23 protein-coding genes are annotated in these 26,243 nt (G+C 73.5%); 10 read left to right on the top strand and 13 right to left on the bottom strand.

Annotated features, from left to right (window positions below):
• Window positions 1–11: 11 nt before the first annotated feature.
• From GA0074704_RS27585 to GA0074704_RS27560, 6 genes are all read right to left on the bottom strand, one after another.
• A complete protein-coding gene (locus tag GA0074704_RS27585; RefSeq protein ID WP_088974029.1) occupies window positions 12–1,193 on the bottom strand; it encodes an ROK family protein in 1,182 nt (393 codons plus the stop codon).
• 27 nt (window positions 1,194–1,220) lie between these two features.
• Complete coding sequence (locus GA0074704_RS27580; protein ID WP_088973176.1) at window positions 1,221–2,480, bottom strand: sugar ABC transporter permease; 1,260 nt, start codon at window positions 2,478–2,480, stop codon at window positions 1,221–1,223.
• Complete coding sequence (locus GA0074704_RS27575) at window positions 2,477–3,301, bottom strand: ATP-binding cassette domain-containing protein (RefSeq protein ID WP_088973175.1); 825 nt, start codon at window positions 3,299–3,301, stop codon at window positions 2,477–2,479. Before GA0074704_RS27575 ends, GA0074704_RS27580 begins: the two co-directional genes overlap by 4 nt.
• A 118-nt stretch (window positions 3,302–3,419) precedes the next feature.
• Window positions 3,420–4,523 carry a sugar ABC transporter substrate-binding protein gene (locus tag GA0074704_RS27570; protein ID WP_088974028.1) on the bottom strand — a complete coding sequence of 368 codons (1,104 nt, stop codon included), beginning with the start codon at window positions 4,521–4,523 and terminating at the stop codon, window positions 3,420–3,422.
• A gap of 212 nt (window positions 4,524–4,735) precedes the next feature.
• Window positions 4,736–5,218, bottom strand: a complete 483-nt coding sequence (gene ybaK, locus GA0074704_RS27565) for a Cys-tRNA(Pro) deacylase (protein ID WP_088973174.1) — start codon at window positions 5,216–5,218, stop codon at window positions 4,736–4,738.
• An 82-nt stretch (window positions 5,219–5,300) separates the two neighbouring features.
• Window positions 5,301–6,488 (bottom strand): THUMP-like domain-containing protein, encoded by a 1,188-nt coding sequence (locus tag GA0074704_RS27560; RefSeq protein ID WP_088973173.1) that lies wholly within the window; start codon window positions 6,486–6,488, stop codon window positions 5,301–5,303.
• A 388-nt stretch (window positions 6,489–6,876) separates the two neighbouring features.
• Here GA0074704_RS27560 and groES point away from each other — a divergent pair, with 388 nt between their 5' ends.
• From groES to GA0074704_RS27545, 3 genes are all read left to right on the top strand, one after another.
• Window positions 6,877–7,191: a co-chaperone GroES gene (gene groES, locus GA0074704_RS27555; protein WP_088973172.1), complete on the top strand. Its 315-nt coding sequence runs from the start codon at window positions 6,877–6,879 to the stop codon at window positions 7,189–7,191.
• A gap of 70 nt (window positions 7,192–7,261) precedes the next feature.
• Window positions 7,262–8,908 (top strand): chaperonin GroEL, encoded by a 1,647-nt coding sequence (gene groL / locus GA0074704_RS27550; RefSeq protein ID WP_088973171.1) that lies wholly within the window; start codon window positions 7,262–7,264, stop codon window positions 8,906–8,908.
• Between the two features lie 126 nt (window positions 8,909–9,034).
• Window positions 9,035–10,768, top strand: a complete 1,734-nt coding sequence (locus GA0074704_RS27545; protein ID WP_088973170.1) for a molybdopterin-dependent oxidoreductase — start codon at window positions 9,035–9,037, stop codon at window positions 10,766–10,768.
• A gap of 6 nt (window positions 10,769–10,774) precedes the next feature.
• Here GA0074704_RS27545 and GA0074704_RS27540 read toward each other — a convergent pair whose 3' ends face one another.
• Both GA0074704_RS27540 and GA0074704_RS27535 read right to left on the bottom strand, forming a co-directional pair.
• Complete coding sequence (locus GA0074704_RS27540) at window positions 10,775–11,434, bottom strand: response regulator transcription factor (RefSeq protein WP_088973169.1); 660 nt, start codon at window positions 11,432–11,434, stop codon at window positions 10,775–10,777.
• Window positions 11,422–12,711 (bottom strand): sensor histidine kinase, encoded by a 1,290-nt coding sequence (locus GA0074704_RS27535; RefSeq protein ID WP_088973168.1) that lies wholly within the window; start codon window positions 12,709–12,711, stop codon window positions 11,422–11,424. The genes GA0074704_RS27540 and GA0074704_RS27535 overlap by 13 nt, the downstream gene beginning before the upstream one ends.
• 133 nt (window positions 12,712–12,844) lie before the next feature.
• On the opposite strand from GA0074704_RS27535, the gene GA0074704_RS27530 reads away from it, so the two are divergent.
• Window positions 12,845–13,489, top strand: a complete 645-nt coding sequence (locus tag GA0074704_RS27530) for a DUF998 domain-containing protein (protein ID WP_088973167.1) — start codon at window positions 12,845–12,847, stop codon at window positions 13,487–13,489.
• A 72-nt stretch (window positions 13,490–13,561) separates the two neighbouring features.
• Here the strand turns inward: GA0074704_RS27530 and GA0074704_RS27525 are convergent, their stop codons facing one another.
• Complete coding sequence (locus tag GA0074704_RS27525) at window positions 13,562–13,987, bottom strand: WhiB family transcriptional regulator (protein WP_088974027.1); 426 nt, start codon at window positions 13,985–13,987, stop codon at window positions 13,562–13,564.
• Between the two features lie 251 nt (window positions 13,988–14,238).
• On the opposite strand from GA0074704_RS27525, the gene GA0074704_RS27520 reads away from it, so the two are divergent.
• Window positions 14,239–15,051, top strand: coding sequence for a helix-turn-helix transcriptional regulator (locus GA0074704_RS27520; protein ID WP_088973166.1), 813 nt, complete (start codon window positions 14,239–14,241; stop codon window positions 15,049–15,051).
• A 5-nt stretch (window positions 15,052–15,056) separates the two neighbouring features.
• Here GA0074704_RS27520 and GA0074704_RS27515 read toward each other — a convergent pair whose 3' ends face one another.
• Entirely contained in the window at window positions 15,057–15,467 is a 411-nt protein-coding gene (locus GA0074704_RS27515; RefSeq protein WP_088973165.1) for a DUF5319 domain-containing protein, read from the bottom strand.
• A 209-nt stretch (window positions 15,468–15,676) separates the two neighbouring features.
• Between GA0074704_RS27515 and guaB the strand changes: the two genes are divergently transcribed.
• From guaB to GA0074704_RS27495, 4 genes are all read left to right on the top strand, one after another.
• Window positions 15,677–17,239 (top strand): IMP dehydrogenase, encoded by a 1,563-nt coding sequence (guaB, locus tag GA0074704_RS27510; protein ID WP_088973164.1) that lies wholly within the window; start codon window positions 15,677–15,679, stop codon window positions 17,237–17,239.
• Window positions 17,240–17,269: 30 nt separating this feature from the next.
• Entirely contained in the window at window positions 17,270–18,388 is a 1,119-nt protein-coding gene (locus GA0074704_RS27505) for a GuaB3 family IMP dehydrogenase-related protein (RefSeq protein WP_088973163.1), read from the top strand.
• Window positions 18,389–18,462: 74 nt separating this feature from the next.
• Complete coding sequence (locus GA0074704_RS27500; protein WP_088973162.1) at window positions 18,463–19,848, top strand: M1 family metallopeptidase; 1,386 nt, start codon at window positions 18,463–18,465, stop codon at window positions 19,846–19,848.
• Window positions 19,849–19,939: 91 nt separating this feature from the next.
• Entirely contained in the window at window positions 19,940–21,415 is a 1,476-nt protein-coding gene (locus GA0074704_RS27495; protein ID WP_088973161.1) for a M1 family metallopeptidase, read from the top strand.
• 50 nt (window positions 21,416–21,465) lie between these two features.
• Here the strand turns inward: GA0074704_RS27495 and GA0074704_RS27490 are convergent, their stop codons facing one another.
• Entirely contained in the window at window positions 21,466–22,608 is a 1,143-nt protein-coding gene (locus GA0074704_RS27490; protein WP_088973160.1) for an LCP family protein, read from the bottom strand.
• 118 nt (window positions 22,609–22,726) lie between these two features.
• Here GA0074704_RS27490 and GA0074704_RS27485 point away from each other — a divergent pair, with 118 nt between their 5' ends.
• Entirely contained in the window at window positions 22,727–24,424 is a 1,698-nt protein-coding gene (locus tag GA0074704_RS27485; RefSeq protein WP_088973159.1) for an FAD-dependent oxidoreductase, read from the top strand.
• On the opposite strand, the gene GA0074704_RS27480 is transcribed toward GA0074704_RS27485, so the two are convergent.
• Entirely contained in the window at window positions 24,421–25,323 is a 903-nt protein-coding gene (locus tag GA0074704_RS27480; protein WP_157743804.1) for a Brp/Blh family beta-carotene 15,15'-dioxygenase, read from the bottom strand. The two genes, GA0074704_RS27485 and GA0074704_RS27480, sit on opposite strands and share 4 nt — an antisense overlap.
• Before the next feature lie 137 nt (window positions 25,324–25,460).
• The gene (locus GA0074704_RS27475; protein ID WP_088973157.1) at window positions 25,461–26,168 is read right to left on the bottom strand and encodes a bacteriorhodopsin; all 708 of its coding nucleotides are present in this window, start codon (window positions 26,166–26,168) and stop codon (window positions 25,461–25,463) included.
• Window positions 26,169–26,243: the final 75 nt, after the last annotated feature.

The raw sequence follows: 26,243 nt of genomic DNA, 5'->3' as shown, positions 1-26,243 counted from the left end.
GTGGGCGCGCGTCAGCCGGCGTCGAGCGGGTCGGCCAGGAGCCGTTCGAAGGCCAGTTCGGCGGCGCCGACCAGGGCCGCGTCGTCGCCCAGTTTCGGCGTCCGCAGCCGGACGTGCTCCAGGCAGGCGGGCAGCGCCATCGAGTTGAGCCGGCTGCGCACCTGGGCCGCGGCGGCCAGGTAGAGGTCGCGCATGGTGCCGCCGAAGATGACCATCTCCGGGTTGAAGATGTTGACCAGGTTGGCCACGCCGAAGCCGAGCCAGTCGCCGGCCTGCCGGACGGCCTTCTGGGCGCGGGCGTCGCCCCGGTCGGCGGCGTCGAAGACGCCGAGCAGCGCGTCCCGCCCCCGGGCGTCGTCCCGGCCGGCGGTGCGCAGCAGGCCGTGTTCGCCGATCTCGGTCTCCCAGCAGCCTCGGGAGCCGCACTCGCAGCGGGCGCCGTCGCGGACCACCACCATGTGACCGACCTCGCCGCCGTACCCGCCGTGGCCGGTGAGCCGCCGGCCGCCGGCGATGATGCCGGCGCCGACGCCGACGTCGCCGTACAGGTAGATGACGTTGTCGCAGCCGGCCGCGGCGCCACGGGCGTGTTCGGCGAAGGCCGCCACGTCGGCCACGTTCCCGACCGTGATGGGTACGTCGATGCCCAGCTCGGCGGCGAGGGCGGCACCGATCGGCTCGTCCACCCAGCCGGTGGTGGGACTGAGGCGGACCAGCCCGTCCTCGCGCCGGACCATGCCGCAGACCGCCACGCCGGCGCCGACGCAGACCGCGTCCGCGGGCACCGCGTGGTGCATCTCCTTGACCGCGCCGGCCAGCAGCGGGGCGGCCTCCCCGGCCAGCAGGTTGCGCGGCCGGTCCAGTTCGCGGCGGTCGAGCACCGCGCCGCCGAGACCGACCCGCGCGGCGCGCAGCCGGTCCACCTCCACCGAGTACGCGTACGCGTAGACCCGCCCGGACTCGGGCCGGACGACCAGTGACGGTCGTCCGGCCCGGCCGGTCTCCTTCGGCGTCCCCTCGCTGACCAGCCCGGCGCCGGCCAGGTCGGCGGTCAGCGCGCCGATGGTGCTTCGGTTGAGCCCCAGCGCGGTGGTGAGCTCCGCGCGGGTGGTGGCCCCGTGGACGTGCACGTACCGCAGCAACGCGCCCAGGTTCTGCCGCCGGATCTCGTCCTGGCTCGGTCCCGCGCGCATCGCCACCGCCACCTTTTTCGGTACGGGTCAGCGGGCGCCGGCCGCGGCGGAACGCCGTCGCGACAGCGCGTCCACGCTGGCGGCGAGGAGCAGAACCAGTCCGGTGACCACGTACTTCACTCCCGAGCTGTAACCCATCAGGCCCATGCCGTTGTCGATGACCGCGACCACGGCGCCGCCGAGCACCGCGTCCAGGACCCGGCCCTTGCCACCGAAGAGGCTGGTGCCACCGATCACGGCCGCGCCGACGGCGTAGAGGAGCACGTTACTGCCACCGGTGTTCGGGTCCACCGAGTTGGCCCGGCTGGCGGCCACGATGCCGCCGACGGCGGCCATCGCGGAGCAGATCACGAAGACCGAGATGCGGATCTTGTCGACGTTGATGCCGGCCCGGCGGGCGGCTTCCTTGTTGCCGCCGACCGCGTAGATGTGCCGGCCGTAGCTGGTGCGCTGGAGCACGAAGGTCCAGACGACCAGGAGCACCGCGATGATCGGTACCACGATCGGCACGCCCTTGAGCGAGGTGACCAGCACGTTGCGGCTGCGCTCCTGGTTGAGCAGGGCGACGGCCAGGCCGAGCAGGACGGCGAGGACGCCGATCCGGGCGGCGACCACGGCGACCGGGTCGGTGACCAGGCCCCGCTTGACGCGGTTGCGGTGCCGCAGCAGCTGCACGGCGGCGTAGCCACCGACCGCGAGGGCGGCGAGCAGCCAGCCCAGGGCGGGGGAGAGGTTGCGGTTGGCGATCGCGACCAGCGTGTCGTCCCGCACCGAGATGTTGGTGCCCGACTTCATGAGCATCAGCACGATGCCCTGGAAGGCGAGGAAGCCGGCGAGGGTGACCACGAAGGACGGGATGCCGACCTTGGCGACCAGCAGGCCGAGCACGGTGCCGATCACCACGCCGGTGACGATGGCGGCGAGCACCGCCACGTACCAGGGGTAGCCGAGCACGGTGACGACGTTGGCCAGGATGGCCGCGCAGACGCCGCTGGCGAAGCCGGCGGAGAGGTCGATCTCGCCGAGCAGCAGCACGAAGACCAGGCCCATCGCGATCAGCGTGGTCGCGGCGCCCTGGGTGAAGAGGTTGGCGAAGTTGCCGGCGCTCAGGAACGACGGCCGCATGATCGAGAAGACCGTGCAGAGCACGATCAGCCCCAGCACGGCGGGCAGCGCGCCGATGTCGCCGCCGCGTACCCGGCTGACGTAGTTGCGGACGTGGCTGCCGACGCTCGGCGCCGGCGCGACGGCGGCCGTGCCTTCCTTCTTGACGACGGTGGTGGTCATCGGACGGCTCCCGGGTTGGTGTCGGCGGACTCGGCGCCGCTGCCGGTGGTGCTCAGTGCGGGCTCGGCGGCCAGGCCGAGGTTGCCGGAACGCCCGGCGGTGATCAGCTCCACCACCTGCGAGTGGGTGATGTCGGTGGTCCTCACCTGGGCGACCATCTGGCCGAGGTAGAGCGCGGCGATCCGGTCGGAGACGGCGAAGACGTCGTTCATGTTGTGCGAGATCAGCACCACGGCGAGGCCGTTGTCGGCCAGCCGGCGGACCAGTTCGAGCACCTGGGCGGTCTGCGCGACGCCGAGGGCGGCGGTCGGCTCGTCCAGGATGACCAGCTTGCTATTCCAGAGCACCGCCTTGGCGATGGCCACGGTCTGCCGCTGGCCGCCGGAGAGGCTGGAGACGTGTTGGCGCAGCGACTTCACGGTGCGGACGCTGAGCCCGGCGAGGGTCTCGGCGGCCATCTGCTCCATGGTCGGCTCGTCGAGCACGATGCCGCTGCGCTTCTCCCGGCCGAGGAACATGTTCTGCACGATGTCGAGGTTGTCGCAGAGCGCGAGGTCCTGGTAGACGACCTCGATGCCCAGCGCGGAGGCGTCGCGCGGGCTGTTGATGGTGACCGGTCGGCCGTCGAAGAGGAACTCGCCGGAGTCGGCCGGGTAGATGCCGCTGATGCACTTGACGAGGGTCGACTTGCCGGCGCCGTTGTCGCCGACGAGCGCGGTCACCTCGCCGGGGTGCGCGGCGAAGGCGACGTCACGCAGGACCTGGACGGGACCGAAGCTCTTGTCGATCCCGCGCAGCTCCAGCAGGGGGGTTGCGGACACTGGGGGTCTCCTTCGGATGGAGGGGAGATCTCGGGTCCCGTCCGGCGTGGGCGCCGCCCGGCACGGATCATCCGTGCCGGGCGGCGCCGCGTGGAGCGGGTACGACCGTTGGCGTGGGTCAGCTGATGCCGGCGTCGGCGCAGAGCTTCGCGTACGCCCCGGTGCAGAGCTCGTCCTTGGTCACGAAGCCGTCGTCGACGACCTCCTTGACGTTGTCCTTGTAGATCGCCTTCGGCTCCAGCAGGACGGCGGGGACGTCCCGGCCACCCTCCGGGTCCTTGACGGTCTGGCCGGTGTCCTTCTTCTCGCCCTTGGCGACGGCGATGGCCAGCTCGGAGGCCGCGTCGGCCTCCTTCTTGATCGCCTTGTAGACGGTCATGCACTGGTCACCGGCGAGGATGTTCTGCAGGCCCTGCGGGGTGGCGTCCTGGCCGGTCACCGGAACCTTGCCGTTGAGCTTGTTCTTCTTCAGCACCGAGATGGCCGCGTTGCCGAGGCCGTCGTTGGCGGCGAGCACACCGTCGATCTTGCCGCGGGCCTTGGTCAGCTGCTGCTCGAAGATCGTGGCGGCCTGGGCGTTGTCCCAGTCCGGCACCGAGTCGTCGGCGACCTTGGTGTATTCCTTCGAGTCGAACTTCGGCTTGAGGACCGAGTCGTACCCGTTCTTGAACAGGGTCGCGTTGTTGTCGGTCGGCGAGCCGTTGAGGTAGGCGATCGCCGGGTTCTTGACGCCCTTGTCGGACAGGCACTTGCTCAGGCCCTCGCCCTGGAGCTTGCCGACGGCCTCGTTGTCGAAGCTGACGTAGTACTGCGCCGAGCCGCCCAGGGTGAGCCGGTCGTAGTCGATGGTGGCGATGCCCTGCGACTTCGCCTTGTCGAGCACGGCCTTGCCGGTGCCGGAGTCCAGGTTGACGATCATCAGGGCGGTCACGCCGCTGGTGATCATCTGGTCGGCGATGGTCTGGAAGGCGCTCTTGTCGCCCTGCGCGTTCTGGATGTCGGACTCGACACCCGCGGCGTCGAACGCCTCCTTGAGGAACTTGCGGTCCGCGCCCTCCCAGCGGGCGGAGGACTTGCTGTCCGGCAGGATCACGCCGATCTTCGGCTTCTTGTCGTTCGAGCCGCCGGCCTGGTTGCTGTCGGAGGAGTTGTCGCCGCAGGCGGCCATGCTGCCGGCGGCCAGCAGGCCCACGGCGGCGAAGGTGAGGAAGCCCTTGCGCATCTGCACGGGTCCTTTCGGGGGTGGGGGAGTGTTGTCGGTGTTTTGTTGTGTCCGGCAACGTATTCCCGCGAGCAACCCGGCCGCAAGAGTGTCGAGGTCAGAAGTTTGTTGGCAGCGGTAACAATTCCGCAACGCGGCAGACATGCCCTGGTCACCGGGTCGGAAACCGCTCTCCGGTCCGGCGGACCGCGACCCGCGCCGGTGCCCGACGGTCAGCCGCCGCCGGCGATCGGCGCGGTGGTCGCGTCGGTGAGGGCCACCAGGTCCGTGGGGGCCAGTTCGACCTGGAGACCCCGGCGGCCGGCGGAGACGTACACCGTCGGGTGGTCCAGAGCCGACGCGTCGACCACCGTGGGCAGCCGGCGACGCTGCCCGAGCGGGCTGATCCCGCCGCGCACGTAACCGGTGGCCCGCTCGGCGACCGCCCGGTCGGCCATGGCGGCCCGCTTGCCGCCCACGGCGGCGGCGAGGGCCTTGAGGTCCAACTCCCCGGTGACCGGCACGACTGCCACGGTCAGCGCGCCGTCCACCTCGGTGACCAGCGACTTGAACACCCGCTCCGGCGGCACCCCGAGGGCCGCCGCGACCAGGGCGCCGTAGTTCGGGGCGTCCGGCGACACGTCGTACGGGTGGGTGCGGTGGCCGATCCTCCGCTTCGCCAGCAGCGCCGTCGCCGGAGTGCCCTGTCCCGCCATGCCCGACAAGCTAACCCGCCGCGACCGGTCCGGCGAGCCGGAAACCGACCGGTGGGCCGGTCTCCCCCACGGCCCGCGCCCGTCAGGCCGCGGCCGGACGGCCGATCAGCACCGTCGGCGCGTCCGCCACCCGGGTCAGCACCAGGCTCGCCGCCGCGCCGCCGGACAGCCGCAGGTCCCGGCGGAGCTTCTCCGGCTCCAGCGCCGAGCCGCGCTTGAGGATCTCCACCCGGCCGACCCCGCGCTCCCGCAGCAGGGCGCGCAGCCGCTTCAACGAGAACGGCAGCACGTCGGTGATCTCCAGGCAGCGGCCGAACGGCGTGGGCCGCGCCTCGTCCGCGTAGAGGTAGGCGATGTCCGGGTCGGCGAGGGTGGCGTCCAACTCCGTCGCCAGCTCGGCGACCAGGTGCGCGCGGACCACCGCCGGGTCGGGGTCGTACAGGAACCGCCGGACCGGTCCGACCGGCGCCTCCCGGTCACCGGCGCCGGTCAGCCGGCGGACGTCGTCCCCGCGCAGCAGGGTGGCGCGGCGCGGGACCTCGGCGAGCCCGCCGCACCAGAGCGCCGCCTCGACCAGGTCGCCGTCCACGCTGACCCACTCCGCCTCGGCGCCCGCCGGGATCAGCGCGTGGTCCAGCCCGGGGGCCACCTTCACCACGGTGTACGCCACCCGCTCGGCCAGCCCGGTGACGAAGTCCCACGGCGGCGAGTAGGCGTTCGGGTCGAAGATCCGCCGTCCGGTGCCGGCCCGGCGGCGGGCCGGATCGCAGAAGACGCCGTCCACCCGGGACACGTCGAACGCGGTGGCGTCCCCGCACTCCACCGTGAACAGGTCGGCCAGCCCGGCCGCCTCGGCGTTGGCGGCGGCCAGCGCGGCGGTCACCGGGTCGGCCTCCACGCCGTACACCCGGATGCCGGCGCGGGCGGCGGCGAGCGCGTCCGCGCCCAGGCCGCAACCCAGGTCGGCCAGGGTGCGCACCCCGGCGTCGCGCAGCCGACGGGCGCGCCGGGCGGCGACCGGGCCGCGGGTGGCCTGCTCCAGCCCGGCCCGGGTGAGGAACATCCCGGCCGCGGCCGGCCCGAACTTGCCGACCGCCCGGCGGCGCAGCTCGGCCTGGGTGAGCGCGGTGGCGGCCAGCCCGGCCGGCACGCCGGCCGAGCGGAGCGCGGCCGCCGACGTCAGCGGGTCGCCGCCGGCCAGTTCGGTCGCCGCGGCGAGCGCGGCCGACCCCTCGGGGGTGCGCAGCGCGGCGAACTGGTCGAGATCCACCGCCCCATTCTCCCGGTCGGCTCGCGGCGGCCCTGGTCCGGCCTCGCTCGCCCTCGCTTCCGGGTGGCCCGGCTTGCGGCAGGTCGCGGCCCCCGTGCTTCCGGACGGCCCGGCTTGCCGCAACTTGGCCCCTGGCCCGGCCCTTCGCGCTGGCGTTGGCGGTGACTCGCCGGACGGTTGGTTGGCACTCTCCTTGACGGAGTGCTAGCCACGGCATAACCTGCGATTAGCACTCTCCCATGGAGGGTGCCAGCGTTCGGGTCCTGCTGGACCCGGTGCGCGACGCCAGGCGGACCGGCACCCGCGACGACGGCCCCGCCCGGTGGCATGTGGCAGATTGACGCCGGCGGCTCGCCGTCGGTAACGACACCAAGTACCCCAGGAGGGTATGCCCGTGACTACCGCGACCAAGGTTGCGATCAAGCCGCTCGAGGACCGGATCCTGGTCCAGGCGAACGAGGCTGAGACCACCACGGCGTCGGGCATCGTGATCCCCGACACCGCCAAGGAGAAGCCGCAGGAGGGCACCGTCCTCGCTGTCGGCCCGGGCCGCATCGACGACAAGGGCAACCGGATCCCGGTTGACGTGGCCGTCGGCGACACCGTCATCTACTCGAAGTACGGCGGCACCGAGGTCAAGTACGCCGGCGAGGAGTACCTGGTGCTCTCCGCCCGCGACGTCCTCGCGGTCATCGAGAAGTAAGCAACCGATCAGTGTCGTTGCCCCGGTCCGGCTCGCCGGGCCGGGGCAACGTCGCTTCGAAGGGATACAGATGGCGAAGATCCTGAGCTTCTCGGACGACGCCCGGCACCTGCTGGAGCACGGTGTCAACGCCCTCGCGGACGCGGTCAAGGTCACTCTCGGCCCGCGCGGGCGCAACGTCGTCCTGGACAAGAAATTCGGTGCGCCGACGATCACCAACGATGGTGTGACCATCGCCAAGGAGATCGAGCTCACCAACCCGTACGAGAACCTCGGCGCGCAGCTGGTCAAGGAGGTGGCGACCAAGACCAACGACGTCGCCGGCGACGGGACCACCACCGCGACCGTGCTCGCCCAGGCCATGGTCCGCGAGGGCCTGCGCAACGTGACCGCCGGCGCCAACCCGGCCGGCCTCAAGCGCGGCATCGACGCGGCGGCCGCCAAGGTCTCCGAGGCGCTGCTCGGCAAGGCCGTCGACGTCTCCGGCAAGGAGTCGATCGCGCACGTGGCGACGATCTCCGCGCAGGACGCCACCATCGGTGAGCTGATCGCCGAGGCGATGGAGCGGGTCGGCCGCGACGGCGTCATCACCGTCGAGGAGGGCTCCGCGCTCACCACCGAGCTGGAGGTCACCGAGGGCCTCCAGTTCGACAAGGGCTTCATCTCGCCGAACTTCGTCACCGACCTGGAGAGCCAGGAGGCGGTCCTCGAGGACCCGTACATCCTGATCACCACGCAGAAGATCTCGGCGATCGAGGAGCTGCTGCCGCTGCTGGAGAAGGTCCTCCAGGACAGCAAGCCGCTGCTGATCATCGCCGAGGACGTCGAGGGCCAGGCGCTCTCCACGCTGGTCGTCAACGCGCTGCGCAAGACCGTCAAGGTCTGCGCGGTCAAGGCGCCCGGCTTCGGTGACCGCCGCAAGGCGATGCTCCAGGACATGGCGGTCCAGACCGGCGCCGAGCTGGTCGCCCCCGAGCTGGGCTACAAGCTCGACCAGGTCGGCCTGGAGGTGCTCGGCACCGCCCGGCGCGTCGTGGTCGACAAGGAGAACACCACGATCGTCGACGGCGGTGGCCAGGCCACCGAGGTCGCCGACCGGGTCTCCCAGATCCGCAAGGAGATCGAGGCCTCGGACTCCGAGTGGGACCGGGAGAAGCTCTCCGAGCGGCTGGCCAAGCTCTCCGGCGGCGTCGCCGTCATCAAGGTGGGCGCGGCGACCGAGGTCGAGATGAAGGAGCGCAAGCACCGCATCGAGGACGCCATCGCCGCGACCAAGGCCGCGGTCGAGGAGGGTACGGTCCCCGGCGGCGGCGCCGCCCTGGCCCAGATCCTCCCGGTGCTCGCCGACGACCTCGGCTTCACCGGTGACGAGAAGGTCGGCGTCTCGATCGTCCGCAAGGCGCTGGTCGAGCCGCTGCGCTGGATCGCCCAGAACGCCGGTCACGACGGCTACGTCGTGGTGCAGAAGGTCGCCGCCCAGGACTGGGGCAACGGCCTCGACGCCGCCAAGGGCGAGTACGTCGACCTGGTGAAGTCCGGCATCATCGACCCGGTGAAGGTGACCCGCAACGCGGTCACCAACGCCGCCTCGATCGCCGGCCTGCTGCTCACCACCGAGAGCCTGGTCGTCGAGAAGCCGGCCGAGCCGGAGCCGGCCGCCGCCGGTGGGCACGGCCACGGCCACGGGCACAGCCACCAGCACGGCCCGGGCTTCTGACCCGACGTCGTACGCCTGGACAGGGCGCACCGCCTCCGCGGCGGTGCGCCCTGTCGCGTCCGGAGAGTGTTACGGAACCCTGACGCGGTTGGCGACTTCTCCTGCCGGGCGGCGACACTGGACGCCATGACCACCCTCTCGCGGCGCGACGCCGCCCTCGCCGGGGTCACCGCCGCCGTCGTGGCGGTCGGCGCGGCCGAGCCGGTGGCGGTCCTCACCGGCCCGCGCTCCGCCCCGCTGATCGCGGTCGGCGGGCTCGTCGTCGACGTCGTGCCCGAGCCGCTGAAGCAGTTCGCCATCTCCGTCTTCGGCACCTACGACAAGATCGCCCTGCTGGTCGGTACGGGGGTGCTGCTCGCCGCGTTCGCCGCCCTGCTCGGGATGCTGGCCGTACGCCGGCTCTGGATCGGGTTGGCCGGCATCGCGGCCTTCGCCGCCCTCGGGGTGGCCGCCGCGCTGACCCGGGCGGGAGCGAACGCCTTCGACGCGCTGCCCTCGCTGATCGGGGCGGCCCTCGGGGCCGGCGTGCTCTGGCTGTTGCTGGCCGGCCCGCTGCGCCCGGACATCTGGACCTGGTCCCCACCCACGCCCGCCGGTCCGGCCGAGCCCGCCGGTCCGGCCGAGCCCGCCGGTCCGGCCGAGCCCGTCGGTCCGGGCACGCCCGCCGGTCCGGCCACACCGGCGAGTCCGGCCGCGTCCGAGGCGCACCCGCCCGTCGGTCCGGCCGAGCCCGTCGGTCGGCCCGCGCCCGTCGCGCCGTCCCGTCGCGCAGAGCCCATCGGGGAGGTCGATCCGGACGGGCGGCGGCGGTTCCTGGCCGGGGTGGGCTGGCTGGCCGGGTCCGCCGCCGTGGTCGGGCTGGGTGGGCACTGGCTGGCCGGTCGGCGCGGGGTCTCCTCGGCCCGGTCGGCGGTCACCCTGCCGGCCCCGGCCTCCCCGGCCCCGGCGGTCCCGGCGGGCGCCGACCTGGCGCTCACCCAGCTCGCCCCGTACACGACGCCGAACAGGACCTTCTACCGGATCGACACGGCGCTGGTGGTGCCGCAGGTGGATCCGGAGACCTGGCGGCTGCGCATCCACGGCAGGGTCCGCAACCCGATCGAGCTGAGCTTCGCCGACCTGCTCGCCCGACCGATGGTGGAGCGGTACGTGACGCTGGCCTGCGTCTCCAACGAGGTGGGCGGGGATCTGATCGGCAACGCGCGCTGGCTGGGCGTACCCATCAAGGAGCTGCTGGACGAGGCGCGGCCGGAGGAGGACGCCGACCAGGTGGTGGGCCGCTCGGTCGACGGCTGGACCTGCGGCACCCCCACGTCGGTGCTGCGCGACGGCCGGGACGCCCTGCTGGCGGTCGGCATGAACGGCGAGCCGCTGCCGGTCGAGCACGGCTTCCCGGTCCGGATGGTGGTGCCGGGTCTCTACGGGTACGTCTCGGCCTGCAAGTGGGTGACCGAGCTGGAGCTGACCCGGTTCGCGGACTTCGACGCGTACTGGGTGCCGCGGGGCTGGTCGGCGCAGGGTCCGATCAAGACGCAGTCCCGGATCGACACGCCGCGCCAGCGCAACCGGCTGACCGCCGGGCCGGTGCCGGTGGCCGGGGTGGCCTGGGCGCAGCACCGGGGCGTCCGCAAGGTCGAGGTACGCGTCGACGAGGGGCCCTGGCAGGAGGCGACCCTGGCCCCGGCGGTGTCGGACGACACCTGGGTGCAGTGGTCGTGGCGCTGGAACGCCACCCCGGGCGAGCACAGCCTCCAGGTGCGGGCCACCGACGCCGAGGGGGAGACGCAGACCGCACGGACGGCGCCGGTGGCGCCGGACGGGGCCACCGGCTGGCACACCGTCCGGGTGCGGGTGGACTGACCCCGGTCACGGCTGCGCGCGGAGGTAGGCGAGCACGGCGAGCACCCGGCGGTTGGTGTCGTCGCTGGGCAGCAGACCGAGTTTGGTCATGATGTTGCCGACGTGCTTGCCGACCGCGGCCTCGGTGACGTGCAGCCGGCCGGCGATCGACGCGTTGGACCGTCCCTCGGCGATCAGGCCCAGGACCTCCCGCTCCCGGGTGGAGAGGGCGGCGAGCGGATCGCGCGGCCGGTGCAGCAGGCGGCGTACGACGTCGGGGTCGATGACCGTGCCCCCGGCGGCCACCGCGCGCAGCTGCTCGACGAACTCGGCCACCTCGGCCACCCGGTCCTTGAGCAGGTAGCCGACGCCTCGGCCGTCACCACTGTCGAGCAGCGCGGCGGCGTACTCGGACTGGACGTGCTGGCTGAGCACCACCACCGCCAGGTCGGGCCGTTCGGCGCGGAGGGTGACCGCCGTGCGGAGGCCGTCGTCGCGCCCACCCGGCGGCATCCTGATGTCGGTGACCACCAGGTCCGGCGTGTGGTGCCGGGCGGCGTCGAGCAGGTCCGACGCCGTGCCCACGGCCGCGACCACGTCGAAGTCGAACCGGGCCAGCAGGGCGACCAGTCCGGCCCGGAGGAGGATCTCGTCCTCGGCGAGCACGACGCGCGTCACGGGCGGCACGGCAGCTCCACCCGGACCAGGGTAGGGCCGCCGGTCGGGCTGGCGAGCAGCATGCGCCCGCCGATCGCGGCGACCCGGTCGGCGAGGCCGGTCAGGCCGGTGCCGCGGGCCGGGTCGGCACCGCCGTGACCGTCGTCGGTGATCTCCACGGTCAGCCGCCCGCCGGTGCGGGCCAGCCGGACGCCGGCCCGGGTCGCCCCGGCGTGCCGCGCGACGTTGCTCAGGCATTCGGACACGACGTAGTACGCGGTCGTCTCGACGATCTCCGGCAGCGGGCCGTCGACGGCGGCGCGGACGTCGACCGGCACAGTGCTCTCCTCGGCGATCTCCCGGACCGCTCCGGCCAGGCCCAGCTCGGTCAGGCTCTGCGGCCGGATGCCGTGCACGATCTGCCGGATCAGGGTCATCAGGTCCCGGGCCTGGTCGTGGGCGACCGCGAGCGGCCGGGCGGCGGGGGAGTCCTCGGCGACGTCCAGCCGGGCCAGGCCGAGTTGGAGGGTGAGGCTGGTCAGTCGGGGTTGCGCCGCGTCGTGCATGTCGCGCTCGATCCGCCGGCGTTCCGCCTCGTACGCGTCGACCAGCCGGGCCCGGGACCGGGTGACCTCCCGCAGCTGCGCCGAGTCGGCCGGTGGGTCGAGCAGCCACCGGGTCGCGGCGCCCTGGGCCGCGGCGAGCACCCCGAGGCCGTACCAGAGGGCGGGGAGCAGCGCGACGCCGAGGAGCGCGTACGGGACGGCCTGGGCAGGGGTGTCGACGCTCGTCCAGCCCAGCACCACCTGGTTGCCGTCGTCGGCCAGCCAGGGCCCCGCGACGAGCGTCAGGTCGACGAGGATGGCGAGCAGGACGACCCAGTGGACCAGCGGCACCACGCCGGCGAGGAGGAAGGCGTGTCCGGCCTCCCGCCAACCGGTCGCGGTGGTGTAGCGGGCGGCGAGTCCCGGCCAGCCGCGTGCCGGCATCGGGCGGCCGTCCACGATGCCGAGTCGCCACCGTTCGAGGGCGGCCACCGGGAAGCTGACCAGCGGGGCCGCCGCGACCACCAGCAGGGCGCCGAGGGTGAGGAAGGCCAGCAGGGGCAGTGAGACGGGGTTGGTGTCGCGGCGCACCCCGTTGACGGCCGCGAGCAGCGGAGCGGCCACCGCGAGCGGTCCGACGCAGAGCACGCCGGCGATCGGCACGGTGGTCACCAGGTAGGCGAGGGCACGCCACGGCCAGCGGGTGAGCAGGTAGTGGCGGAGGCGGAGCGCGTCGGCGAGGTGGGTGACTCGGGTGGTCATGCCGCCGACGCTAGTGACGGCGCGGGCGGCGACCCAGCCGACAGGACCCACCTCGTGGGTATACCCAGCCCCACTCCGACTCCGGGGTCTGCGCCCCGTGTGCCGCGGGTGCCGTCGGCGCTTGAGTGGCGGCATGACCGTCGACCGTTGGGGCGCCCGCTGCTGGCTGCTGGGGCTGCCGCTGTTCCTCGCCGCAAATCTGATCACCGGGCTGGCGTGGCGGGACCCGCCGTACAGCTGGGCCGTCCACAACGTCAGCGATCTGGGAAACGTCACCTGCGGCCGGTGGGACACCACCCGCCCACGGGAGGTCTGCTCACCGTGGCACGTGCTGGCGAACGGCGCCTTCGTCGCGCTCGGTGTGCTGCTGGTGGCCGGGGTGCTGCTCACCTGGTCGCGCCTCGGCCGGGGAACCGCGGTCCGCTCCGCCCAGGTCGCCACCGGCGCCGCTGCCGCCGGGTGGGTGCTGGTCGGGGCGTACCCGGCGGACGTCAACGAGAACGTCCACGTCATGGGGGCGTTGTTGATCTTCGCGCTGGGCAACGTCGGCATGCTCGCGGCGGTGCTGGCCCCGCGAGCGACGACGCTGGGCGCGGTGCGTGGGCTCAGCCTCGCTCTGGGGATCACCGGGATGGTGGGGTGCGCCCTGTTCCTGGCCCGGGTCGACCCGGGCTTCGGCGTCGGGGGCATGGAACGGGTCGCCGTGCTGCCCCTGCTGGCCTGGACCGGTGAGCTCGGGCTGTGGCTCCTGCGCCGGCCCCGCGCCGGGAACCGGTGACTATGGGTACGACGCGACGCCGCGCCCCGGTGGTCCGGGGCGCGGCGTCGACGAATGTCAGGGGGGTGCCGGTCAGGCGATCTTGCGCTGGTCCGGGACGGTCTTGGGCTGCTCGGTCAGGGTGGCGCGCTGGTCCGGGACGGTCGACTTGTGCGGCCGGCCGAGACGGGCCTCCAGTCGGGCGACGTCCACCCGGCTCTGCCGGCGGTCGGCGGCGTCCTCCCAGCCGACGGCGAGCAGCCGGAGCCGCTCGGACTCGCTGAAGCCGCCCCACACTCCGTACGGCTCACGGACGGCGAGGGCGTGGGCGGCGCACTCGGCCCGCACCGGGCAGGCCTTGCACACGGCCTTGGCGCCGGACTCGCGGCGCAGCCGCGACGATCCCCGCTCGCCGTCGGGGTGGAAGAACTGTGCGCTGTCCCGGCCCCGGCAAGCGCCGAGCCGCTGCCAGTCCCAGAGGTCGACGATCGGCCCGGGCAGTCTGCGTACGTTGGACATCAGCACCCCTCCTCCCGCGCGGCACCGCGGAGATCTCGTGAATCGACCCGGGCGGCGGACCGCGCAGGCTCACCGTTTCCGGCCTGGCTGGTCGGTACCCTGCCCTCCCGCTCCTCACACGTGTGTGATCGAAAAGGTTGGACAACCTGCGGCATATGCCCCATCTGTCGGAAAAGTTCGGAGGATTGCCCGGAACCTCCTCCCGGGGCGAGCCCCTCATGGTCTGCTCTGAGGCGGAGAGGAGAGCAACTGTGCGTACGGTTCTCGTGTGCGTTCGGACCCCGGTCGCCGCCCAGCAGCTGACGTCCGCGGCGGCCCGGCTCGGTCTGTCCGCGGTCATCCGCACCGCGGCCTCCGATCCCGAGGTGATGCTGCGGCTGGCCGAACGTCCCACCGACGTGGTGCTCGCCGACACGGCGCTCACCCGGCCGGACAGCGCCGGCTTCGTGCGCCGGGTGCTCGCCCGGGCGCCGCAGGCCGCGGTGCTGCTGCTCGGGGCGGAGGAGTCGGAGGCGGCGGCGGCGACCATCAGCGCCGGGGCCCGGGGCCTGATCCAGGGCACCGACCACGACCTGACCAGCGCGGTCGCCAAGGCGCTGCTGCTGCTGTCGGCCCCCGGCCGGGCGAACCGGGCCCGGGTGAGCGACCCTGCCCGGGACACCGCCGCGGTCGGTGGCCCGGCCCGCCCGGCGACGCCGGGGCGTACGCCGGGGGCGCCCGCGCCGGCCTGGCCCGGTGGTCCGGAGCTGAACGGCAACACGCCGGCCGTGGTCCCCGTGCAGCGCGGCGACGACGAGGTCGACGCCGAGGAGGAGGCCGACGGCGACGCCGGGGCGCGGCGCTCGACGGTGCCGGCCGAACGGAGCTCGGTGGGGCTCACCGAGCGGGAACTCCAGGTGCTGCTCGGCATGGCCGAGGGGAAGAGCAACGCGGAGATCGGGCGGGAGCTGTTCGTCTCGGAGGACACCGTCAAGACGCACGCCCGCCGGCTGTTCCGCAAGCTCGGCGCCCGGGACCGGGCGCACGCGGTGGCCGCCGGCTTCCGGGCCGGCCTGGTGGCCTGAGGCGGTCAGCCCGGCGAGGAGGTGCCCTCGTCGGTGCCCTCGGTGAGGGTGTCGTGCACCCCGTCGGCGTAACCACGGGCGTAGTCCCAGGTCACGTAGTGGTCCGGGTCCGGGTCGTACGCCGGCTCGTGCACCCGGGGGCGGCCGGAGCTGAGCAGGTGACGCAGGTTGCCGCGGAGCAGGTCCCAGTCGAAGTAGTGCGGCTCGCGGCAGTCCTCGCACTCGATCACCAGCCCGCGCACCCCGATCGGGGCCAGCAGGGCCTGGTAGATCTCCAGGTCGGCCAGGTCCTCCAGCACGTCCTGGCGCTCGACGTCGGTCAGCGGATCCAGCTCGGCGTCGTCGCCCGGGTCGTGCAGGCCCGCCGCCGGGTCGGCGGGGTCACCGTTGAACGGGTCGATGGGCTCCTCGTGCACCCCCTCACCGTAGTCCCATCCCCTGGCCCAAGTCCGCCCCTGGGCCGCCGGGAGGGCCGGTCGGCGGCCGGCGTGGCCCGGCCCGGCACCGGCGGGGGCTCCCCAGCTCAATGGGTACGATGAAGCCACGCGCCGTGCACGCCGGCGCACGCCGGTGCCCGCGCGCGCCGCCTCGCTGAAGCCCGTCCGAGCAGCTCAGGGGAGCAATCGTGGAGAATTCGCCCAGCACCGACCTTCCTGCCGGCGCCGACACCGGCGAGCTGGGCGGCCACCTGCCGGAGCTGCCGGCCGGCTCGGCCCGCGTGGTGCCGCTCGGGCTGACCTTCGACGACGTGCTGCTCCAGCCCGGCGAGTCGGACGTCGTGCCCAGCCGGGTGAACACCCGGACCCGGCTCACCCGCAACGTCGAGCTGACCGTGCCGCTGCTGTCCAGCGCGATGGACACCGTCACCGAGGCGCGGATGGCGATCGCCATGGCCCGCCAGGGCGGCATCGGGGTGCTGCACCGCAACCTCTCGATGGAGGACCAGGCGCTCCAGGTCGACCTGGTCAAGCGCTCCGAGTCCGGCATGATCACCAACCCGGTGACGGCCAGCCCCGACGACACGCTGCGCGAGGTCGACGAGCTGTGCGGGCGTTACCGGATCTCCGGCGTCCCGGTGGTCGACGGCGACGGCCAGCTGGTGGGCATCGTCACCAACCGGGACATGCGCTTCGTCTCCGACCCGGCCACCCCGGTGCACTCGATCATGACCCGTACCCCGCTGGTCACCGCCCGGGTGGGGGTCAGCAAGGACGACGCGCTGGAGCTGCTGCGCCGGCACAAGGTCGAGAAGCTGCCGATCACCGACGAGTCGGGCCGGCTGCGCGGCCTGATCACCGTCAAGGACTTCACCAAGAGCGAGCAGTACCCGAACGCCACCAAGGACGACGCGGGCCGGCTGCGGGTCGCCGCCGCGGTGGGCGTCGGCGAGGACTCCTACAAGCGGGCCCGGACGCTGGTCGACGCGGGCGTGGACGTGCTGATCGTGGACACCGCGCACGGGCACCAGCGGGCCGTGCTGGAGATGGTCGCCCGGCTCAAGAAGGACGTCGCCATCGACATCGTCGGCGGCAACGTGGCCACCTACGCCGGGGCCAGGGCCCTGGTCGAGGCGGGCGCCGACGGCGTCAAGGTGGGTGTCGGCCCGGGCGCGATCTGCACCACCCGGATCGTCGCCGGCGTGGGCGTGCCGCAGATCACCGCGATCATGGAGGCGGCCCGGGCCGCCCGCCCGGCCGGCGTGCCGGTGATCGGCGACGGCGGCATCCAGTACTCGGGCGACATCGCCAAGGCCCTGGTGGCCGGCGCCGACACGGTGATGCTCGGCAGCCTGCTGGCCGGCTGCGAGGAGAGCCCCGGCGAGCTGATCTTCATCAACGGCAAGCAGTACAAGGCCTACCGGGGGATGGGCTCGCTGGGCGCGATGCAGTCCCGCGGGCAGGCCAAGTCCTACAGCAAGGACCGGTACTTCCAGCAGGACGTGCTCGCCGAGGACAAGCTGGTCCCCGAGGGCGTCGAGGGCCAGGTGCCCTACCGGGGCCCGCTCTCCGCGGTCGCCCACCAGCTCACCGGTGGCCTCCGCGCCGCCATGGGGTACGTCGGCGCCGAGAGCATCCCCGAGCTGCACCGGCGCGGCCAGCTCATCCGGATCACCGCGGCCGGGCTCAAGGAGAGCCACCCGCACGACATCCAGATGACCGTCGAGGCGCCGAACTACCACTCCCGCTGACCCACCACCCCCAACCACCTGGAGTCCCCCATGCGTGACGTGGTCGAGATCGGGCTGGGCAAGACCGCGCAGCGCGGCTACCACCTGGACGACATCGCCATCGTGCCGAGCCGCCGCACCCGGGACGTCGACGACGTCTCCACCGCCTGGCAGCTCGACGCGTACCCGTTCGGCATCCCCTGCGTCGGCCACCCGTCGGACGCCACCATGAGCCCGGCCTCGGCGGTGCGGCTCGGACAGCTCGGCGGCCTCGGCGTGCTCAACGTGGAGGGTCTCTGGACCCGCTACGAGAACCCGACCAAGATCCTGGAGGAGCTGGCCGGGCTGGGCGAGGACGCCCGGGCCACCAAGCGGCTCCAGGAGGTGTACGCCGAGCCGATCCGCCCCGACCTGATCGCCGAGCGGGTCCGTGAGCTGCGCGCCGGTGGCGGCACGGTGGCGGTGCGGGTCTCCCCGCAGCACACCCTGGCGCTCGCCCCGGTGATCCTCGACGCCGGCGTCGACATCCTGGTCATCCAGGGCACCATCGTCTCCGCCGAGCACGTCTCGACCACCGACGAGCCGCTGAACCTCAAGGAGTTCATCGCCGACCTCGACCTGCCGGTCATCGTCGGCGGCTGCACCGACTACAAGACGGCGCTGCACCTGATGCGGACGGGCGCGGCCGGCGTGATCGTCGGCATCGGCGGCGACGACTGGTCGACCACCGAGTCGGTGCTCGGCATCCGGGTGCCGATGGCCACCGCGATCGCCGACGCCGCCGCGGCCCGCCGGGACTACCTGGACGAGACCGGCGGCCGGTACGTGCACCTGATCGCCGACGGTGACATGCAGACCTCCGGCGACATCGCCAAGGCGCTCGGCTGCGGGGCGGACGCGGTGATGCTCGGCGAGCCGCTGTCGCTCTGCGAGGAGGCCCCGGCCGGCGGCGCCTGGTGGCACTCCGCCGCCAGCCACCCGTCGCTGCCGCGCGGCGCGTTCGAGTCCGCCGGCGAGCCGATCGGCTCGATGGAGCGGCTGCTGTTCGGGCCGGCCGACGAGCCGGACGGCCAGCTGAACCTCTTCGGCGGCCTGCGTCGGGCGATGGCCAAGTGCGGCTACCGCGACCTCAAGGAGTTCCAGAAGGTCGGCCTGGTCCTGGACCGCTGACCTGGCACGACGCCACGACGGCGCGGGTGGGGATTCCGGTCCCGCCCGCGCCGTCGCGCATCTACGCTCGGCGGATGACCCGCAGGCGGTGGTACGCGACGGCGCTGTTGGCGGTGCTGCTGGCCAGCGGCTGCACGCACCCCGACGACGGGTACCGGGCGGGCGCGGCCGACGCCGGAGACCCGTACGTCCCGGGGGCCGGCAACGGCGGCTACGACGTCGCCGACTACCGGCTGCGGGTGCGCTACGACCCGGCCACCGACCGGCTCACCGGGCAGGCCACCGTCACCGCGACGGCCACCGCGAAGCTGTCCCGGTTCAACCTGGACCTCGCCGGCCTCACCGTCGACCGGGTACGCGTCGACGGGGCCGACGCCCGGCACCGCCACGACGGCGCGGAACTCGTCGTCACCCCCGCCCACCGGCTCGACCCCGGCAAGCGGTTCACCGTCGACGTGGCGTACGGCGGGGTGCCCACCCCGGTGGTCGACGGCGAGCTGGGCAGCGGCGGCCTGCTGGCCACCCCGGACGGGGCGGTCGCCCTCGGCCAGCCCACCTCGGCGAGCACCTGGTTCCCGGTCAACGACCACCCCTCGGACAAGGCCACGTACGACATCGAGGTGACCGTCCCCGAGGGGCTGGCCGCGTTGAGCAACGGGGTGCCGCGGGGCGAGCGCACCAGCGGCGGCTGGACCACCTGGCGGTGGGTGGAGGACGCGCCGATGGCCAGCTACCTGACCACCCTGGTGATCGGCGACTACCGGGTCTCCACCGGCACCCACGCCGGGAAGCCGATGGTGACGGCCGTCGCCGCCGCGCTGCCCGCCGACGGTCCGGCGGCCGCCTCGGTGGCGCGTACCGGGGCGGTGGTGGACTTCCTGGCCAGCCGGTTCGGGCCGTACCCGTTCGACGCGTACGGGGGGATCGCCATCGCCGACGAGCGGATCCGGTACGCGCTGGAGACGCAGTCCCGGCCGGTCTACGGGCCGGGCTTCTTCCGGTCCGGCCCGAACACGGTGGTGGTCGCGCACGAGCTGGCCCACCAGTGGTTCGGCGACAGCGTGTCGGTGGCCCGGTGGAGCGACATCTGGCTCAACGAGGGCTTCGCGACGTACGCGGAATGGCTGTGGGAGGAGCACGACGGTGGGCCGACCGCGCAGCGCAACGCGGAGCTGCGCTACGCGGCGACCGACTGGTCGAAGCCGTCGGTGGACCCGGGCCGGGCGGCGATGTTCGGCGAGGGCGTCTACCAGCGCGGCGCGCTGGCGCTGCACGCGCTGCGCCGGGCGGTCGGCGACGACACCTTCTTCCGGATCCTGCGCGGCTGGGCCGCGCAGCGGCGCGGCGGCAACGCCACCACCGCCGACTTCGTCGGGTATGCCGGACAGGTCGCCGGCCGCGACCTGAAGCCGCTGCTGGACGCCTGGCTCTCCGGGACGACCCCGCCCGGCCTGCCGTGACGTGACCGTGATCGATCCTCGATAGTCTGCCGCGGGCGGCGGACCCGACGGTGACGGTCCGGCGTGGACATACGGGGGAAGGACCTCGCACATGACCTGGTGGGAGCCGCGACGCGCGGTCGCGACGCTGCTGGCCGGAGCGCTCGGGTTGACCGGATGCTCGTCGGCCGACGACAACGACGAGCCGCCGGCCACGGCGAGCGGGACGCCGGTGGCGACGCCGTCGCCGACACCGTCGCGGGACTTCGAGCCGGGGGCGGCCGGCGTCGGGGACGGCTACTTCCCCAAGTACGGCAACGGGGGCTACGACGTCGGGAAGTACACCGTGAAGGTGCGCTACGACCCGGCGAAGGACCAGCTCACCGGCACGACCACGGTGCAGGCCACGGCGACGGCCGACCTGTCCTCGTTCAACCTCGACCTGGCCGGGCTGACGGTGCAGAAGGTCACCGTGGACGGTGCGCCCGCCACCGCCGCCCGGCAGGGCAACGAGCTGGTCGTCACGCCGAAGAGCGGGCTGACCAACGGCAACGGTTTCGTCGCCGAGATCAGCTACGGCGGCAAGCCGAAGCCGCTGGAGAACAAGACGCTCGGGTCGGGCGGCTTCTTCCACACCCCGGACGGGGCGATCGCCCTCGGCCAGCCGGAGTCGGCCAGCAGCTGGTACCCGGTCAACGACCACCCCTCCGACAAGGCGACCTACGACTTCGAGATCACCGTCCCGAAGAACCTGGTCGCGATCAGCAACGGCGTGCCGAAGGGTAAGACCACCGAAGCCGGCTGGACCACCTGGAAGTGGGCCGAGTCGGCGCCGATGGCCAGCTACCTGAGCACCGTGGTGATCGGTAAGTTCCGGGTAACCGAAGGCACCCACAAGGGACGCCCGGTCTACAGCGCGGTCACCACCTCGCTGCCCAAGGGCGCCGCGGACGCGTCGATCAAGCAGACCGTCAAGGTGGCCGACTACCTGGAGACGGTCTTCGGGCCGTACCCGTTCGACGCGTACGGCGGGGTGGTGATCTCCGACGACCGGATCCACTTCGCGCTGGAGACGCAGAGCCGGCCGGTCTACTCCGGTGGCTTCTTCCGCCGGGGCGAGAACACCGAGGTGGTCGCGCACGAGCTGGCCCACCAGTGGTTCGGCGACAGCGTGGCGCTGGCGAAGTGGCAGGACATCTGGCTCAACGAGGGGCTGGCCTCGTACGGCGCCTGGCTCTGGATGGAGCACAGCGGCGAGTGGACCGCGCAGCGGGCGTTCGACGTGCGCTACCAGCGGGCGCCGCAGTCGATGTGGCAGGTGCCGCCGGGCAAGCCGGGCATGAAGGAGCTGTTCGGCGAGTCGGTCTACGAGCGCGGCGCGATGACCGTGCACGCGCTGCGGCTGACCGTCGGCGACGCCGCCTTCTTCAAGATCATGAAGACCTGGGCGGCGGAGAAGAAGGACGGCAACGCCACCACCGCCGAGTTCGTGGCGCTCGCCGAGAAGGTCTCCGGCAAGCAGCTCGACAAGCTCTTCGACGCCTGGCTGTACGGCAAGAAGCGTCCCCCGCTGCCGAAGAAGGCGTAGGGAAGGACGGGGCCCTCGTCGACACACCGAGCGTCGACGAGGGCCCCGCCTCAGCTGCGGACGCGGAGCTGCGGGTGGGCGGCGAGGTAGGCGTCGGCTTTACCGCTCCGCAGCGCCGGCAGGAAGCCCCGGCCCAGCGGCGACAGCTGCTCGCCCCGGTAGGCGCTGCCCGAACCGACCCCGCTGCCAGGCAGGCCGACCAGGGTGAACGCGGTCGGCGGTAGCCCGCCCAGCGCGTACGCCAGGTCGACCAGCTTGAGTCCGCCGCCGGCGAAGAGCACGGTGGCGCCGAGGGCCCGGGCGACCCGCTGCACCCGCTCCGGGTCGCGGGCCAGCCGCTGGCTCAGGATCTCCCGGGCCAGCGCCCGGATCAGCTGCTGCTGGTGGCGCTGCCGGGCGTAGTCGCCGCCGGGGATGTAGCGCTGCCGGGCGTAGTCCAGCGCCTGCCAGCCGTTGAGGTGCCGGTTGCCCTTCTCGTACACCATCTGCGGGCCGACGTAGCCGCCCGGGCCCGGCGGCCGGTGCTGCCCGTCCGGTCGCCGGTGCTTGGAGGGGACCCGCTGGTCGACGTAGAGGTCGACGCCGCCGAGGCTGTCCACCAGGTCGTCGAAGCCGTTGAAGGTGATCACCGCGCCGGCGTCGATCTTCAGCCCGGTGTACCGGCTCACCGTGGTACGCAGCAGCTCGTACCCCTGGGCGGTGCTGTGTCGCCCGGGCCGGCCGGCGACCCGGCTGCCGTAGCCCATCGCGTGGGTGAGCTTGGTCCGGCCGCCGGAGTAGCCGGCCTTCGGGTAAGCCGGAATGTCCACCAGCAGATCGCGGGGGAGGGAGAAGAGGTACGCCCGGCGCAGCCCCTTCGGCACGTGCAGCACCAGCACCGCGTCGGAGTGCGGCTCCCAGCCGGGGATCTTGACCCGGGTGTCCACGCCGACCAGCAGCAGGGTCAGCGGCCCCTTGATGTCCGCGCCCGGGGGCCGGGTCGGGCTCGGGGTGGGCGGCGCGACGGTGACGGTCGGGCTCGGGCTCGGAGTGGCGCTGGTAGGCGCGGCGGCCGGCGGTGGCGGCGACTCGACGGTCGACCGGCCGACCAGCCGGGTGACCACCACCGAGCCCGCCGCGACCAGCACCACGGCGGCGAGCACCGCCCAGCCCCAGTGCCAGCGCCGGCGCGGCGCCGCTCCCTGCTCAACCATTCCGGCTCCCTTTCCCCGTACCGGCCGGCGGACCGCAGCGTACCGGCCGGTGGACCGCAGCATGATCGCGCGAAAACCGACCCTGGCGCGACCGCTACCCGTCGGTAATGATGCGTTCATGCGGTACGACGTGCTCGTCATCGGGTCCGGCTTCGGCGGCAGCGTCACCGCGCTGCGGCTGGCCGAGAAGGGCTGGACCGTCGGGGTGCTCGAGGCCGGCCGGCGGTTCGCCGACGACGAGTTCCCGCAGACCTCCTGGCGGCTGCGCCGCTTCCTCTGGGCGCCGCGGCTGGGCTGCTACGGCCTGCAACGGATCACCCTGCTCCGGTCGGCCGACCGGAGCGCCGGTGGGGGCGTCATGGTGCTCTCCGGGGCCGGGGTGGGCGGCGGCTCGCTGGTCTACGCCAACACCCTCTACGAGCCACTGGACGCCTTCTACGCCGACCCGCAGTGGCGGGACGTGACGGACTGGCGGGCCGAGCTGGCCCCCCACTACGACCAGGCGAAGCGGATGCTGGGCGTCACCACGTACCCGGTCCACACCGGCGCCGACCGGGTGATGCGGTCGGTGGCCGAGCGGATGGGGGTGGGGCACACCTTCCACGCCACCCCGGTGGGCGTGCACATCGGCCGGCCCGGGCAGCGGGTCGCCGACCCGTACTTCGGCGGGGCCGGGCCGGAGCGCACCGGCTGCACGCACTGCGGCTCCTGCATGACCGGCTGCCGGCACGGCGCCAAGAACACCCTGGTCAAGAACTACCTCTGGCTGGCCGAGAAGCTCGGCGTCCAGGTCCACCCGCTGACCACGGTGACCGCGGTCCGCCCCGCCGCCGGTGGCGGCTACGAGGTGCACACCGAGCGGACGGGCGCCTGGCTGCGCAGGCGGCGCCAGGTGCTCCACGCCGACCAGGTGGTCTTCGCGGCCGGCGCGCTCGGCACCCAGCGGCTGCTGCACGAGATGAGGGCGACCGGCGCGCTGCCCGGCCTCTCGCCGCGACTGGGCGAGCTGACCCGGACCAACTCCGAGGCGATCCTCGGCGCGTCGGTGCCCCGGCAGCGGGCCCGCTCCGCGGGGACCGACTTCACCGAGGGGGTGGCGATCACCAGCTCGTTCCACCCGGACCCGCAGACCCACATCGAGCCGGTCCGCTACGGCCGGGGTTCCAACGCGATGGGGCTGCTCCAGTCGTTGCTGGTCGACGGCGGGCCGCACCGGGTCCGCCGCTGGCTGGGCAGCATCCTGCGGCAGCCGGGCCTGGCCGCCCGGATGCTGTCGGTGCGGGGCTGGTCCGAGCGGACGGTGATCGCCCTGGTGATGCAGTCGGTGGACAACTCGCTGACCACCCGGTTCCGGCGCGGCCCGCTGGGCCGGCGGCTGGTGGCCGGTCCCGGTCACGGCGCGCCGAACCCGACCTGGATCCCGGCCGGCAACCAGGCCGTCCGGCTGCTCGCCGAGGAGATCGGCGGTACGCCCGGCGGCGCGCTCACCGAGCCGTTCAACATCCCGATGACGGCGCACATCCTCGGCGGCGCGGCGATCGGAGCCACCCCGGCCGACGGGGTGGTCGACCCGTACCACCGGGTGTTCGGGCACCCGGGGCTGCACGTCGTGGACGGGGCGGCGGTCTCGGCGAACCTGGGCGTCAACCCGTCGCTGACGATCACCGCGCAGGCGGAGCGGGCGATGTCGTTCTGGCCGAACAAGGGCGAGGAGGATCCCCGGCCGCCGCTCGGCGCGCCGTACCGCCGGCTCGACCCGGTCCCGCCGCGGGCGCCGGCCGTCCCGGCGGACGCCCCGGCCGCGCTGCGCCACTAGCTGTGGTCGTGGCGAGGGGTGCCGGCGGATCCGGACCGGTCCGTCCAGGCCACCAGCGCCGCGTGCGGAACGGTCAGCGCGGCCAGGACGGCGACGGTGGCCGGCAGCGGATCGGCCGGCCCGCCGACCAGTGCCGCCAGGACGGCGACCGCGGCGAGCGACGGCAGCGCCGCCCGGCGGATGAAGCGGTGTACCGGCGGCCCGAGGCGGCCGGCGGCCAGATCGTCCCGGTTGGCGGGGTCATCGGACAGCAGCCGGGCGACGTGCCGTGTCGAGTGCCAGGCGGCGAAGTAGGCGCCGACGGCCAGCGCGGGTGGCACCGCGGCGAAGAGCAGGATCAGCAGGACCGGTTCACCGGCCTCGGCCGTCCGGCCGGCCCGTAGCGCGCGGACGACGGTCGCCGTCACCGCCAGCAGCAGCCCGGCCGCCGCCAGCAGCCGGACCTCGACGGTGAGCAGGGCCGCGGCGCCGGGGGCCACCGATGTCATCAGCGGATCCACCGTCCCGGGCCACAGTGCCAGGGGTACGACCACCGGCGGGCCGCCGCGGGCCAGGACCCCCGACACCGGGTACCGGATCGGCCGCCCGGCGCGTTCGGCGTGGAATCCCTCGTCGGCGGTGCCGAAGTGGAGGACCGAGAGGGCGAGGAAGGTGAGGGTCGCCGGGGTCGGGGCGGCCCGGAACGCCAGCAGGGCGGCAGTGGCGATCGTGGCGTAGCCGAGCAGTACCGCCAGCCGGGTGCGCAGGGGGCGCGTCCGGGTCGACCGCCAGGCCGGCACGAGGTGGTCGACCGCCCCGTGCGGCAGGCCGAGGAGCAGCCCGGCGACGAGGTACGGCGGGGACGCGCCCAGGTCGTACCGGCGCAGGACGGGGGCCAGGACGAGCAGTGCCAGTGCCACCAGTGTGGCGGCTCCGCCGGACCGGGACAGCACTCGGCGGGTGCCCGCACCTCCTGCGCCGGTGGCGTACGGCGGGGAGGCGGTTCGGGCCCCGCTGTCCGCTGCGGTGCATGCGGCGTCGCCGGCGGCGGGGACGGTCACCGGGTTGATCCGAGTGGGAGTTCGTGCCGCGCGCCCAGTTCGCGGAGCCGGGCGAGGTCGAGGGCTCCCCAGCCGACCTTGGACGCGACGGACAACAGGACGAACAGGGCCGTGTCGGTGGTGCCGCCGAGCAGCCCCACGCCGGAGGGCCCGAGCAACCAGAACACGGGGTATCCGAGCCAGAGCGCGCCGAGCAGCAGGGCCGCCTCCCGATAGGCCCGGTAAAGCTCGGTCGGCTGCCGGCGGGCGACGGCGCGGAGCGGTCCGTAGATCAAGGTGAGGATGGCGAGCAGGCTGAGAGCTCCGAACCCGAAGAGAAGGTATCGGCTCCATGGATCGACGGCGAGGTCGCCGAGCAGGCCGCTGAGGATCATCACCAGGTTCGCGCCGACCAGCGTCGTCAGCAGCCGGGGGTGCCGGTGGGGTAGGGCGTGTGTCGCGGTGAGGGCCAGCGCGGTCAGCAGCAGTGAGGCGCTGACTGCCCAGTCGGCGTACCGCGCCCAGTAGACCGGATGGCCACCGCCGTCCGTGCGGCCGCCGCCGAGGGCCAGCAGGGTGTACCAGAGGCCAGACCAGACCGGGACTGCGAGGGCCACCCGGTACTCGACCGACGGCACCCCCTTCGGGTCGGCCCACCAGCGCAGGAACAGCAGTGCGCCGGCCGCCATGGCGGCGACGTAGCCCCACAGCCACCACCCGCTCATCGCCCGCTCCGCCCGTCCACCGGGCCGGATCGGTCCCGGCCGGTCGCCGTCGGTTCCGGGCTCGGGTTCGGGAGA

The sequence above is a fragment of the Micromonospora siamensis genome, assembly GCF_900090305.1.
Lineage (GTDB): Bacteria > Actinomycetota > Actinomycetes > Mycobacteriales > Micromonosporaceae > Micromonospora > Micromonospora siamensis.
This window is presented reverse-complemented; position numbering and strand designations above follow the sequence as displayed.